This window comes from Micromonospora sp. NPDC050795 (assembly GCF_044456785.1).
Lineage (GTDB): Bacteria > Actinomycetota > Actinomycetes > Mycobacteriales > Micromonosporaceae > Micromonospora.
The window spans coordinates 38,869-51,219 of the sequence record NZ_JBITGE010000011.1 but is presented as its reverse complement, the minus strand read 5'-3'; the positions used below and the strand labels follow the sequence as shown (position 1 = coordinate 51,219).

12 protein-coding genes and 1 pseudogene are annotated in these 12,351 nt (G+C 72.1%); 10 read left to right on the top strand and 3 right to left on the bottom strand.

Going from position 1 to position 12,351, the window contains the following annotated elements:
* Nucleotides 1–49: 49 nt before the first annotated feature.
* Nucleotides 50–1,012, bottom strand: coding sequence for an LPXTG cell wall anchor domain-containing protein (locus tag ACIBEF_RS12185; RefSeq protein ID WP_396793463.1), 963 nt, complete (start codon nt 1,010–1,012; stop codon nt 50–52).
* 397 nt (nt 1,013–1,409) lie between these two features.
* On the opposite strand from ACIBEF_RS12185, the gene rsmD reads away from it, so the two are divergent.
* From rsmD to ACIBEF_RS12140, 9 genes and pseudogenes are all read left to right on the top strand, one after another.
* The gene (rsmD, locus tag ACIBEF_RS12180; protein WP_396793461.1) at nt 1,410–1,973 is read left to right on the top strand and encodes a 16S rRNA (guanine(966)-N(2))-methyltransferase RsmD; all 564 of its coding nucleotides are present in this window, start codon (nt 1,410–1,412) and stop codon (nt 1,971–1,973) included.
* Nucleotides 1,970–2,452: a pantetheine-phosphate adenylyltransferase gene (gene coaD / locus ACIBEF_RS12175; protein WP_030335289.1), complete on the top strand. Its 483-nt coding sequence runs from the start codon at nt 1,970–1,972 to the stop codon at nt 2,450–2,452. Before rsmD ends, coaD begins: the two co-directional genes overlap by 4 nt.
* 251 nt (nt 2,453–2,703) lie before the next feature.
* Nucleotides 2,704–3,201 carry a hypothetical protein gene (locus ACIBEF_RS12170; RefSeq protein WP_355005267.1) on the top strand — a complete coding sequence of 166 codons (498 nt, stop codon included), beginning with the start codon at nt 2,704–2,706 and terminating at the stop codon, nt 3,199–3,201.
* A gap of 109 nt (nt 3,202–3,310) precedes the next feature.
* Entirely contained in the window at nt 3,311–3,874 is a 564-nt protein-coding gene (locus ACIBEF_RS12165; RefSeq protein WP_110562455.1) for a DUF177 domain-containing protein, read from the top strand.
* A 5-nt stretch (nt 3,875–3,879) separates the two neighbouring features.
* Nucleotides 3,880–4,053, top strand: coding sequence for a 50S ribosomal protein L32 (gene rpmF, locus ACIBEF_RS12160; protein ID WP_030335284.1), 174 nt, complete (start codon nt 3,880–3,882; stop codon nt 4,051–4,053).
* 114 nt (nt 4,054–4,167) lie between these two features.
* Nucleotides 4,168–5,151, top strand: a complete 984-nt coding sequence (locus tag ACIBEF_RS12155) for a phosphate acyltransferase PlsX (RefSeq protein ID WP_357362722.1) — start codon at nt 4,168–4,170, stop codon at nt 5,149–5,151.
* A pseudogene (gene rnc, locus ACIBEF_RS12150) lies at nt 5,148–5,888 on the top strand (ribonuclease III); the annotation flags it as partial. The gene ACIBEF_RS12155 and the pseudogene rnc, both read left to right, overlap by 4 nt.
* 202 nt (nt 5,889–6,090) lie before the next feature.
* Nucleotides 6,091–6,948, top strand: a complete 858-nt coding sequence (gene mutM / locus ACIBEF_RS12145) for a bifunctional DNA-formamidopyrimidine glycosylase/DNA-(apurinic or apyrimidinic site) lyase (RefSeq protein ID WP_112582008.1) — start codon at nt 6,091–6,093, stop codon at nt 6,946–6,948.
* Nucleotides 6,949–7,168: 220 nt separating this feature from the next.
* Entirely contained in the window at nt 7,169–9,388 is a 2,220-nt protein-coding gene (locus ACIBEF_RS12140; RefSeq protein ID WP_396793458.1) for an MMPL family transporter, read from the top strand.
* Between the two features lie 265 nt (nt 9,389–9,653).
* Here ACIBEF_RS12140 and ACIBEF_RS12135 read toward each other — a convergent pair whose 3' ends face one another.
* Nucleotides 9,654–10,496, bottom strand: a complete 843-nt coding sequence (locus ACIBEF_RS12135) for an endo alpha-1,4 polygalactosaminidase (RefSeq protein ID WP_396793456.1) — start codon at nt 10,494–10,496, stop codon at nt 9,654–9,656.
* 116 nt (nt 10,497–10,612) lie between these two features.
* A complete protein-coding gene (locus ACIBEF_RS12130) occupies nt 10,613–11,776 on the bottom strand; it encodes a CAP domain-containing protein (RefSeq protein ID WP_396793454.1) in 1,164 nt (387 codons plus the stop codon).
* Nucleotides 11,777–12,147: 371 nt separating this feature from the next.
* Between ACIBEF_RS12130 and ACIBEF_RS12125 the strand changes: the two genes are divergently transcribed.
* Entirely contained in the window at nt 12,148–12,342 is a 195-nt protein-coding gene (locus ACIBEF_RS12125) for a hypothetical protein (RefSeq protein WP_396793452.1), read from the top strand.
* Nucleotides 12,343–12,351: the final 9 nt, after the last annotated feature.

Here is a 12,351-nt window from a genome sequence, read left to right as displayed (position 1 = left end):
CGCGCCGACCGGGTGGTCGACGCGCCCTCAACTGTCAGAGCGGGTTGTTTCAGGCGGTGAAGCGAACCCGACGACGACGGGCCACCACGAACAGGGCGGCACCGGCGGCCAGCAGCACCACGGCGCCGGCGATGATGCCGCCGGTGGCGGCACCGGTCAGCGGCAGAGCCGGCTCGTCCTTGCCGCCGCCCTGACCCGGGGCGCAGTCGGCCGGCTTCTCCCAGGCGATCGGCTCGGTGTCGTCGAGGCCCTCGGCCGCCGGAGTGACGACGAGACCCTCGGTCGCGTCGAAGGAGACGGAACCGGTCTCGCCCGGCTTGACGACCAGCGTCTTCACCTCGCCCTTGTTCGGGGTCAGGGTGAGCGTGACGGTCTCACCGTCGGCGGGGTTCTCGATCGTGAAGGTCAGCTTGTCGCAGGTCGACTCGACCGAGCCCACCGGCTCCGCCGGAGCCGGGGTGGCAGTCGGGGTCGGGCTCTGGGTCGGAGGCTGGCTCGGCGACGGCGAGGCGACAGTGGGGGTCGGGCTGGGGGTCGCCGACGGAGTGGCGGTCGGCGTCGGGCTGCTGGGCGACGGCGTGGCCTCTGCCGCGCAGGTGCCCTTCGGCTCGGCGGCCACGGTCCGCGACTCGCTCACGATCCGGTCGGCGCGCACCCAACGGGCCTCGACGGTCAGCTCGATCGTCGGCCGCTTCTGGTCGAAGCGGTGGGCCTGGGTGCCGGTCAGGAAACCCTCGCCCTTCGCCGGCAGAGTGGCGTCCTGCGCCAGGCCGCCGGTGAAGTCGGCCGGAACGGTCGACTTCAGCGTGGTGATCTTCGCGCTGATGTTCTCGCTGTTGCCGACCGTCCAGGTCACCTTGACCTGGCCGTCGGAGGTCAGGCAGTAGGTGCCGGAGGGCTCGGGGTGGTGGGCACTCGCGGGGCTCGCGAGGACGCCGACGCCGGCGATGCCGATCAACGCGCCCGCGGCGATGGCCGCGACGCGCCGGAACGGAGACTTGGGAGGGTTCACGCCTGCTCCTGGTGAGGGGGGTACGGATCGCGTGGCGGAAGGCCGGGAGGCATCGTGACCGGGGAGTCACTGCTCACCGGGGCGTCGCGCGACGCGGTGGTGTTCCCGCGGCGAAAGCGGGGACAGGGGGAGACTGTACTGATGGGTGGTTAATGAGGGGAGTTCAGATCATTGCCATCCGGCAATGTAGTTGATTCGTGATCTTTGATATACCGAAGGTGTCGGTCCGATCACTGGGGACGGTCCGCCCCGCCCGGGCTCCACGGTGGATCCCGTGCCGTCGGGGCTGCTCAGGTGCCCCTCGTCGTCGCCGGCCGGCCCGCTTTCCGGATCCGTGCCGTGCTGACCGGGTCCGCGCCGCATCGCGTAGCGTCGCGGGCATGAGCAGGAGGAAACGGTGACCCGGATCGTGGCTGGGACGCTCGGTGGTCGGCGTATCGCCGCGCCACCCGGAGCCGGCACCCGACCCACCTCGGACCGGGTTCGGGAGGCGCTGTTCAGTGCCGTCCAGGCCGCTGTCGATCTCGATGGCGCCCGCTTCGCGGACCTGTACGCCGGCTCCGGCGCGGTCGGGCTGGAGGCGCTCTCCCGAGGTGCCCGGCACGTGTTGCTGGTCGAGTCCGATCCGCGGGCGGCCCGGGTGATCCGAGAGAACGTGACGGCCCTCCGGGCGGGTCCGGCGGCCCGTCTGGTCACCGGCAAGGTGGCGACGGTGCTGGCCGCCGGGCCGGACGACGGGCCGTACGACGTGGTCTTCGCCGACCCGCCGTACGCAGTGCCGGACGACGAGATCACCGCGCTGTTGGCCGCGCTGGTCGACGGCGGCTGGCTGGCGCCCGACGCGTTGGTGGTGGTGGAGCGGTCCCGCCGCACCAGGGAGTTCGACTGGGTGGAGGGGATCACCGCCGAGCGCAGTCGCCGTTACGGCGAGACCACCCTTTGGTACGGTCGCCGATCATGAGACGTGCGGTGTGCCCCGGTTCGTTCGATCCGGTCACCAACGGACACCTCGACATCATCGGGCGGGCCAGTCGGCTCTTCGACGAGGTGATCGTCGGTGTGCTGGTGAATCAGTCGAAGAGTGGCCTGTTCACCGTCGAGGAGCGCATCGAGATGCTCCGCGAGGTGACCTCGTCGTACGGCAACGTGCGGGTCGAGTCGTTCCGAGGGCTGCTGGTGGACTTCTGCCGGGCGCAGCAGGCCAGTGTGCTGATCAAGGGCCTGCGGGCGGTCAGCGACTTCGACTACGAGTTGCAGATGGCCCAGATGAACATCGGTCTGGCCGGCGTCGAGACGCTTTTCATGCCGACCAACCCGCTCTACTCGTTCCTCTCGTCGAGCCTGGTGAAGGACGTGGCCAAGTGGGGTGGCGACATCTCCGCCCACGTCCCCGACCCGGTCCGCGAAGCTCTTCAGGCCCGCCTGGGCCCCCGCCGCTGAACGGACCCTGGCTCCCTTCCACCTTCGCGACCGTGCACTCACGGTGCCCGTATCGCTCCTTTCGGCATGGTTTGACGGGACGGCAAGTGCACGATCGACGCGGTGGCAGCCGCGGGTGACTATGTCGCGACTCGCCGGGTTGGGGTGAGTGGGGCGGTGGTGGGGCCGGCACGACATGATTGGTGGCGCGGGGAACGGCCGTAGCCCGCATCATGGAGGTCGGCCGACGAACGACAGGAGTGAGGTAGCCGGTGGACCCGCTCGATCGCATCGAAGAACTGATCGCCATCCTGGAGCAGGCCCGCTCCGTCCCGATGTCGCGCAACAACTGCATGGTCGACCGGGGTGAGATGATCGCTGCCCTCGATGAGATGCGTGCCGATCTCCCCGCCGACCTGCGTCGCGCCGCCGCGCTCCTGGAGGAGCGGGACAAGATCATGGACGCCGGCAAGCGCGAGGCGGACCGGATCATCAGCGAGGGTGAGGCAGAACACGCCCGCCTGGTCTCGGTGAACGAAATCACCGTGTCGGCCGAGCACGAGGGCGCCCGGATCATCGGCGAGGCCCGCGCCGAGGCGCAACGCCTGCGTGAGGAGGTCGACGACTACGTCGACACCGCGCTGGCCAACTTCGAGCAGTTCCTCACCCGGGCGCTGGCCTCGATAGAGCGCGGCCGGGACAAGATGCACGCGCTGCGGGAGATCGGCACCTTCGCTGGGGATGAGGCGGAACGCCCGCTACCCTTCTGAGCGGCACCTCACCAGCCGACTTCTCAGGCGGGCGTCGCCCCCGGTTCGACGGTCGGGCGGTCGTCCAGGTAACCTTTTTTGTCGGCCTCTCACCGGCCGGAGTCTAACTATGCCCAAGCACTCGCCATCGACACTCAACCCCAGGTCGCCGCTGGTCCTCGACACGAGGGACCTGCCGCGTCGCCCTGGCGCGTTGCGTGAGGTCCAGCGGGTCGTGCCGGCACCGGCGGACCTCGGTGTGGAGTTGATCGGCGTGCCGGAGGGCGCGGACCTCGACCTCGATCTGAGGTTGCAGTCGGTGTCCGAGGGCGTGCTCGTCTCCGGGACCATCACCGGTCCCGTCCGGGGTGAGTGCGGCCGTTGCCTGCGCGAGATCAACGACTCGATGGGCGTGACGATCCAGGAGCTGTACGCGTACGAGGACAGCACCACGGACGCCACGACCGACGAGGACGAGGTGGGCCGGATGCAGGGCGATCTGATCGACCTGGAGCCGGCGCTGCGGGACGCGTTGGTGCTCACGCTGCCGACCAACCCGCTCTGCCGGGAGGACTGCCCAGGACTGTGCCCCGAATGCGGGGCGCACTGGGACGATCTGCCGGCCGACCACAGTCACCAGCAGATCGACCCGCGTTGGGCGGGCCTGTCGCAACTGACCGTTACAGAGGAGTAAGAACCGTGGCCGTCCCGAAGCGCAAGATGTCGCGCAGCAACACCCGGTCCCGCCGGGCGAACTGGAAGGCGACAGTGGTCGCGACCGTCGCGTGCCCGCAGTGCAAGTCCCCGAAGCTGCCGCACGCCGCCTGCTCCGTCTGCGGCACCTACAACGGCCGCCAGGTTCTCGAGGTCTGACCTGGACGCCGAGTGACGCCCCCGACCCCAGGTCGGGCGGCGCGCGCATCCTGGCATTCGCCCGGTGCCCCGGCTCCCTCCGACGCCGGCCGGCCCAGTCCGGCCGGCGTTCCGGTGGAGCCGGGCGCCGCGCGGATCGCCGTTGACCTCCTCGGCGGGGACGACGCTCCCGCCGTCGTGGTTGACGGCGCTCTGCGGGCCATGCGCGCCGACCCCGACCTGCATCTGCTTCTCGTCGGTCCGACCGAGGTCGCCGACGAGCTGATCGCTGCCCTCGATCCCGCGCAACGCGCCCGGATCACGGTGCGGCCCGTTCGCGATGTCGTCGGCATGGCCGACCATCCCAGCGCCGCCCGCTCCGAGAGCACCGTCCGGGCCGCGGTCACCGCCGTCCGGGACGGGACCGCCGACGCCCTGGTCTCCGCCGGCGCCACCGGCGCCACCGTCACCGCGGCCGTACTCGGCCTCGGCCGTTCGCCGGAGATCCGCCAACCCGCGCTGGCCGCCACCCTGCCCGCCGTGGCGGGGCCGGTCGTGTTGCTCGACGTCGGCGGCTCCCTGGAACCCCGCCCGGCCACCCTCGCCCGCCACGCCGTGCTCGGCGCCGCCTACGCGGCGGTGGCCCACTCGATTGCCGCGCCCCGGGTCGGACTGCTCTCGGTCGGCACCGAGGCCGGCAAGGGCGACCGGGTCCGCCGCGCCACCGACCCCCTGCTCGCCGTCGAACCGCTGCCCGGCGGGGCGCGCTACGTCGGCCTGGTCGAGGGGTACGACGTGGCCCTCGGCGCGCGCGCCGATGTGGTCGTCACCGACGGCTTCACCGGTAACGTGCTGCTCAAGGCCATTGAGGGCGCGTACGCGATGGCCGGCGGCCCACCTGCCCAGGGCGGCGCGCCCCGCGCGGCGGCCCTGCTGGGCGTCGCGGGGACGGTGGTCGTGTGTCACGGGTCCGCCCGCGCCGACGACGTCGCCTCCGGCATAGCTCTCGCCGCCCACCTGTGGCGGCGGCGCGCCACCGATCTGGTCACCGCGTTGCTCGACCGCGACGCCGCGACCGGTCGCACCGACCGCTCCACCGACACCGAGGTACGCACATGAGCAACGACAAGCGGCGGCGGGCGTCCGTCGGTCACCTGGAAGCCGCCTTCGGAGTGAGCCTGGAACCCGAGCTGCTCCAGCGCGCGTTGACCCACCGGTCGTACGCGTACGAGAACGGCGGGCTGCCGACCAACGAGCGGCTGGAGTTCCTCGGCGACTCGGTGCTCGGCGTGGTGATCACCACGGCGCTGTTCCACAACCACCCGGACCTGCCCGAGGGGCAGCTCGCCAAGCTGCGGGCCAGCGTGGTCAACATGCGGGCGCTCGCCGACGTGGCCCGTGGTCTGGGCCCGGACGGGCTCGGCGCGTACCTGCTGCTCGGCAAGGGTGAGGAGACGACCGGTGGCCGGGACAAGGCGAGCATCCTCGCCGACACGCTGGAGGCGCTGCTCGGCGCGATCTACCTCCAGTACGGCCTGGACACCACGGGGATCGTCATCCACCGGCTCTTCGACCCGCTGATGGCCGAGTCGGCCGGTCGTGGGGCCGCACTGGACTGGAAGACCAGTCTTCAGGAGCTGACGGCGGCGCTCGGTCTCGGCGTACCGGAGTACCGGATCGAGGGCACCGGTCCGGACCACCTCAAGACGTTCACCGCCTGGGTGGTGGTTGCCGGCAACCGGTACGGCGGCGCGGAGGGGCGCAGCAAGAAGGAGGCCGAGCAGCGGGCCGCCGAGGCCGCCTGGCGGACGCTCGCCGAGCAGAACGGCCAGAACGGCGACGGCGGCCAGAACGGCCAGAACCGCGACGGCGGTCAGGGTGGTCAGAACGGCGACGATCGTCAGGACCAGCCGGTCGACCGGGACGACTCGGCCGACCGGGCCGAGCCGTTCGGGCCGCTGGAGAGCGCCGAGCGGGCGGCGCAGGCCGAGCAGGCCGACCACCTGGCGCAGGCGCTGCCGGCCGGGGGCGCCGACGGCCACGAGACGGGTCGCCCGCGTGCCTGAGCTGCCCGAGGTGGAGACCGTCCGGCAGGGGGTGGCCCAGTGGGTCGTCGGCCGCCGGATCGCCTCGGTCGAGGTTCGCCATCCGCGTGCGGTCCGCCGGCACGCTCCCGGCGACGTGCACTTCGCCGATGTGCTCGCCGGCCGGACGGTGCTGGACGCCCGCCGTCGCGGCAAGTACCTGTGGCTGCCACTGGACAGCGGTGACGCGATCGTCGGGCACCTCGGCATGTCGGGTCAGCTGCTGCTCCAGCCACCCGGAACGACGGACGAGACCCACCTTCGGGTCCGGTTCCGGTTCAGCGACGACGGCCCGGAGCTGCGCTTCGTCGACCAGCGCACGTTCGGCGGGCTCTCGGTGAGCGAGGGCGGCGCCGAGTTGCCCGACGAGATCGCGCACATCGCCCGGGACCCGATGGACCCGGAGTTCTCCGACGAGGCGTTCGTCGCGGCGCTGCGCCGGCGGCACACCGAGGTGAAGCGCGCGCTGCTCGACCAGACCCTGATCTCCGGGGTGGGCAACATCTACGCCGACGAGGCACTCTGGCGCGCCAAGCTGCACGGCGGCCGACCCACCGACGCGTTGACCGGCCCGGCCGCGCAGCGTCTGCTCGGCCACGTCCGCGACGTACTGGCCGAGGCGATCAGCGAGGGCGGCACCAGCTTCGATGCCCTCTACGTCAACGTCAACGGTGAGAGTGGCTACTTCGACCGGGCCCTCAACGCCTACGGCCGCGAGGGCGAGCCGTGCCGTCGGTGTGGCGCCCCGATCCGCCGCGAGGCGTTCATGAACCGGTCCTCGTACAGTTGCCCGCACTGTCAGCCACGGCCCCGGGGTTCCCTTCGGGGATGACCCGGAGCCGGCTCGGGGCGATGCCGGCGGGTCGCGGCCTGTCGCTCGGGGCAGGCCCCCGGTGTACGTCCGAATCGCGGGCCGATGTCCGGCGAACGTACCCCCGCGCCCGGTCCGCTGGTTCCAGGGTGGGCCCAGGTCGATCCCCGATGTGACCGCCTCGTCACGCACCTAGCGTCAGCACCGTTGACAGGGGGTTGACGTGACAGGGGGACCCGAGATGGGCAGAAGACCGGTGACGGTGCGGCTGGCGCGGTGGAGCGCCGAGCACCCGTGGCGGGCGATCGCACTGTGGGCCGTGTTCGTGGCGGTGTGCTTCGTCGGCGGCAACGCCGCCGGACTCAACGAGGCCACCAGCGGTGACCAGGCGATCGGCGAGGCGGGGCGGGCCGGCCTGATCATCGACGCCGCTGACTTCGACGACCCGGCCGTGGACAACGTCCTGATCACCTCCCGGGATGGCGCGTTGGACCCGGCGGCGGCGAAGTCGGCGGCCGACGACGCGGCGGCCCGGCTGCGTACGGTCACCGGGGTTGCCGGGGTGGGCCAGCCGGTCACCGCGCGGGACGGCTCGGCGCTGCTGCTGCCGATCACCATGTCGAGTGACCCGGAGACGGCCTCGGAGCGGGTGCAGCCGTTGCGGGACGCCACCGCCTCCGTGCAGGCCGCGCACCCCGGGCTTCGCGTCGAGCAGGTCGGCGGACCGTCGATCGGTCAGGCCCTCGACGACACCCTGGGCAAGGACTTCAAGCGCGCCGAGCTGCTCAGCCTGCCGGTCACCCTGGCGATCCTGATCATCGCGTTCGGCGCGCTGATCGCGGCGAGCGTGCCGGTGCTGCTGGCCCTCTCCTCGGTCGCCGCCGCGATGGGTCTGTCCACTCTCGCCTCGCACCTGGTGCCGGCCACCGACACCACGGCGCCGGTGATCCTGCTGATCGGCATGGCGGTCGGCGTCGACTACTCGCTGTTCTACATCCGTCGAGAGCGGGAGGAACGCGCCAAGGGTCGGTCCGGTCTGGACGCGGTGGAGATCGCCGCGGAGACCTCCGGGCACGCCGTCGTGGTCTCCGGCTTCGCGGTCATCATCTCGATGGCCGGGCTGCTGCTCGCCGGCGACGTCGTCTTCTCGTCCCTCGCCATCGGCTCGATCCTCGTGGTGGCCGTCGCGGTGACCGGTTCACTGACCGTCCTGCCCGCTCTGCTGGCCCGACTCGGCCGTTGGGTGGACCGGCCCCGGGTGCCGCTGCTCTGGCGACTGACCGCGCCGCGTACCGGTCGGCACGGCGAGCCCCGCGCGCCCCGGCTGTGGCCGGCGGTGCTCCGGCCCGCGCTGCGCGCGCCGGTGGCGACGCTCATCATCTCGGTCGGGCTGCTGCTCGCGCTGGCCGCGCCGGCGCTCGGAATGAAGCTGAAGTTCCCCGGCATGGAGGACCTGCCGCGCACGACTCCGGCAATGCAGGCGTACGACCGGCTCACCGCCGCCTTCCCGAGCGCCGGCACCAATCACGTGGTGGCCGTCCGGGCGCCCGCCGACCAGGCCGATCGGGTACGCGCCGCCCTCACCGGCCTGTCCACCCGGGCGGCCGGTGACCCGCTGTTCGCCCCCGCCGAGGCGGACGGCCCGAAGATCGAGGTGTCGGCCGACCGGCGGGTCTCGGTGCTGGACGTCCCCACCCCGTACGCCAGTCGGGACGATCGCTCGGTGCAGTCGTTGGAGAAGCTGCGCGGGGACCTGGTCCCGGCCGAACTGCGGGGCATCCCCGGCATCGAGTACGCGGTGGGCGGGAGCGTCGCCGACAGCGAGGACTACGCCCAGCACGTCCGGGACAAGTTGCCGCTGGTCATGGGCTTCGTGCTGGTGCTGACCTTCCTGGTCATGACGTTTACCTTCCGGTCGGTGGTGATCGCGGCAAGCTCGATCGCGCTGAACCTGCTGTCCGCCGGTGCCGCGTACGGCCTGCTGGTGCTGATCTTCCAGGGCGAGTGGGCGCAGGGACTGCTCGGCTTCACCTCGATGGGCGCGATCGTGTCCTGGCTGCCGCTGTTCCTGTTCGTGGTGCTCTTCGGCCTCTCGATGGACTACCACGTCTTCGTGGTCAGTCGGATCCGCGAGGGCGTCCGGTCCGGCCTGCCCAACCGCGACGCCGTGTCGTACGGGATCACCTCGTCGGCCGGGGTGGTGACCAGCGCGGCGATCGTGATGGTCGGAGTCTTCTCGATCTTCGCGACGCTGAGCACGATCGACATGAAACAGCTCGGCATCGGTCTGGCGGCGGCCATCCTGCTGGACGCCACCATCATCCGGGGCGTGGTGCTGCCGGCGTTGATGACCATGCTCGGCGACGCCAACTGGTGGGCCCCGCGGTTCCTGCGCCCCCGCCCGACACCCGCCCCCACCGACCCGCCGTCCTCCGCCCCGAAGCTGGTCCCAGTGCCCTAACCCCCCGCCCCGCCCCGCGCCCCCGCCCCCGCCCCTCGCCCCCGCCCCGCGCCGCCCCGCCCCGCCCCGCGCCCCCGCCCCTCGCCCTCGCCCCGCGCCGCCCCCGCCCTTCAGCCCGTCGATCTTGCAGTTTCTGTCGCGGCGAAGCGGGGCCAACCCGGCAAATCGGCAACAGAAAGTGCAAGATCGCGGGGGCGGGGGCGGGGGCGGGGGCGGGGGCGGGGGCGGGCGCGGGGCGCGGGGTGGGGTGGGGGGTGGGGACGGGTTAGGGGAGGGGGCAGGGTTCGCGGGATGCGTCGAGGGTGCGGTCCTTTCGGATGGACGCGAAGCCGTAGCCGACGGTGGTGACACAGAAGTCGTCGGTCGAGCCGGTGTACTCGACGTGGAAGACCGGCTTGCCGGCGTCGCTGAACGGCAGCAGTTTGGCGCACTGGGCCAGCCGGACACACTCCTCGTTGACAGCGAAGTCGAAGTCCGGGGCCAGCGCGGCGAGCTGTGGCACGTCGTTGACCAGCCCCGGGGAGAGGCTCAGCGAGCGGGCCAGCTCGGCCAGCCGGCGGTTGAACAGCAGTTGGTCGTCGAAGTCGAGCGCAAAGCCGGAGCGCGCCGCGTACCCGTCGGCGTCGAAGAGCGCCACCGCGCCGAAGCCCTTGCCCCGGCAGAGCCGGAAGCGGTCGGTCAGCACCGGACGGAGTGCGTCCCAACTCCGGACGTCCAGCCACCGGCTGTCGGGTCGACGCCCGGCCGCACCCCGGACGACCTCGGGAAACCGGCTGGCGTCCGGGTCGTCGGAGCGGACCGATCCCACGTTCACCTGGCAGATCAGCCGGCGGTCCCGGGAGCGCAGGTCGGCGGTCTGCGCGGTGGTGGTGGCCACCGGGTCGAGCAGGAAGACGTGGGCGTCCACGGCCGGGTCGAGCGGGCCGCTGAGCTGCCACTGCCACTGCCAGTGCCGGGCCTGCGCCGCCGGCCACGCGGTGGGAGCCCCGGGCGGGGTCAGCGCGGGCCGGCACCCGTACGCCGGCACGACCAGCACGAGTGCGACGCTGGCGGACAGGACGCGGCGCACTGGGCGTACGGCGACGCGTCGCCGCGGCCGGATCCGCATCGGCAGCTCCCGGGTCCCGGGCGGCCGGTCGCCGCCCGCACCGGTACGCGGCCCCCACGCTCCGGCCCGACGTACCTCACCGGGTCAACGAGCGCGGGGGCGGGAACGACGCGCGGTCAGCGCGGCGCCGCGAAGACCTGCGTCCAGTACGGCCCGTTGCTGTTGGCGATGCCGACGCCGATCTCGGTGAACGCGCAGTTCAGGATGTTGGCCTTGTGACCGGAGCTGTTCATCCACGCGTCCATCACCGCGGCCGGGGTCTGCTGGTTCCAGGCCACGTTCTCGCCGTACGTACGCCAGGTGTAGCCGACCCGGTCCAGCCGGGTGCCGGCGTTGCTGCCGTCGCTGCCGGTGTGCGACATGTTCTTGTTGTCGGCCTGGTCCTGGCTGTGCCGCTGGGCGGCCGTCATCAGCTTGGTGTTGATGCTCAGCGCCTTGCAGCCGGCCTTGGCCCGCTCGGCGTTGACCAGGTCCACCACCTCGCGGGCCTGGGCGCTGACGGTGCCGCTGGTGCCGTTGGAGCCGGTGGAGCTGCCGGTGTTGCTCGGTGCGGTGCTGCGCTGGACGCTGCGGCGCGACGCGGCGGTGCTCCGCGACGACGCCGGCGTGGGCTTGACGACCTTGGTTGGTGACGGGCTCGGAGAAGCCGGGGTGGGGATGGTCGACGGAGAGGGTGCGGCGAGGGTGTCCAGCGCCGGCTCTTCGGTGGGCGCGGCCGACGTGGCGAAGGAGTCGTCGACGGCCGTCGGCTGAGCGGCCCCGTCGTCACCGCCGGGCAGGGTGAGCGCGCCGACGCCGAAGCTCACCACGAGGGTGGCGGCCGCGGCGGCCCCTCCGATCATCAGTGGCCGGCGCCAGCGGCGGGGGGAGCGGTGCCGTCCCTCGCCGGGCCGGCTGGTCTCGGCGGTGCCGTGCCAGCCGTCGGTGGTCTCCGGGTCGGTGTCGGTGTGCCAGCCGCCGGGCGCCTCGGCGCGCCGTCCGCCGGTGGTGTCCTGGGCCGGGCGGCTGTCGCCCCAACCGTGGGTCTCGCCGTCCGGCTGGTGGGCCCCCCAGGCGGCGGTGCGGGCGTCGGCCTCCTCGGCGGGGATCGCCGGGTCCGGTCGCCGGCCGTCGGCGGGCTGCTCCCGGTGCCACTCGTCGCCCGGCTGGCCGGGTTCGTCGCCGAAGAGATAGGCCGAGCGGGGTTCCGGGCGGTCGTGCAGCCAGGCCGGCTCGTCGGTCGGCCCTCCGGCGCGCCGGGGGGCGCCGTTGGGGTCCATCGGATCGGTCCAGCCGTACACGCCTATGCCTCCACGGGTCGGTTGCGGGCCGGGCTGACGCTACGGCGCGCCTACGAGCTGCGGCAACGTGGCTAAGAAAGAGTTAAGGGGAAGTGGGACACGAGGGTGCTGACTTCCGCGGATCCGGGCGTACAGTAAAGGTGTCCGGACAGAGAGTGTCCGTGCCTTGCGGCAGCCCCCCGGCAAGTGGACAGGTCGACGTGGAGATGATCTACGGCCTGCGAGAACTTGACGAAGGGGGGTTTGCGGCTCAATATATAGGTGTCGCCAGTCGCGCCCGGTCATGCCCAGATGCAGCCTGGAATGACAGCCGCGTACAAATGGGCGCGCGTTTGGCCGGCCTTTCCGGCAGCGCATATCAAGGAGTCAGCATGGCGAAGGCCCTCTACGGCCACGTAGGTGCAGCGCCCGACCGGCGTCTGCTCGACGAGGTCACCCGACTGCGTTCCAGGGTTCAGGCGCTGGAGTTCGAGATCACGCGTCTGCGTGCCGACAATGATCGGTTCGCGGCGGCTGCGGCGGAGGCGGACGATCTTCTCCGTCTGGCCGAGCCGGCGTTGACCTGATCTTCACGT

Excerpts from the sequence above, each read along its gene's own strand:
- coaD (WP_030335289.1), top strand. The coding sequence starts at position 1,970 with ATGAGACGTGCGGTGTGCCCCGGTTCGTTCGATCCGGTCACCAACGGA.
- ACIBEF_RS12165 (WP_110562455.1), top strand. The coding sequence starts at position 3,311 with ATGCCCAAGCACTCGCCATCGACACTCAACCCCAGGTCGCCGCTGGTC.
- ACIBEF_RS12140 (WP_396793458.1), top strand. The coding sequence starts at position 7,169 with ATGGGCAGAAGACCGGTGACGGTGCGGCTGGCGCGGTGGAGCGCCGAG.
- ACIBEF_RS12135 (WP_396793456.1), bottom strand. The coding sequence starts at position 10,496 with ATGCGGATCCGGCCGCGGCGACGCGTCGCCGTACGCCCAGTGCGCCGC.
- ACIBEF_RS12125 (WP_396793452.1), top strand. The coding sequence starts at position 12,148 with ATGGCGAAGGCCCTCTACGGCCACGTAGGTGCAGCGCCCGACCGGCGT.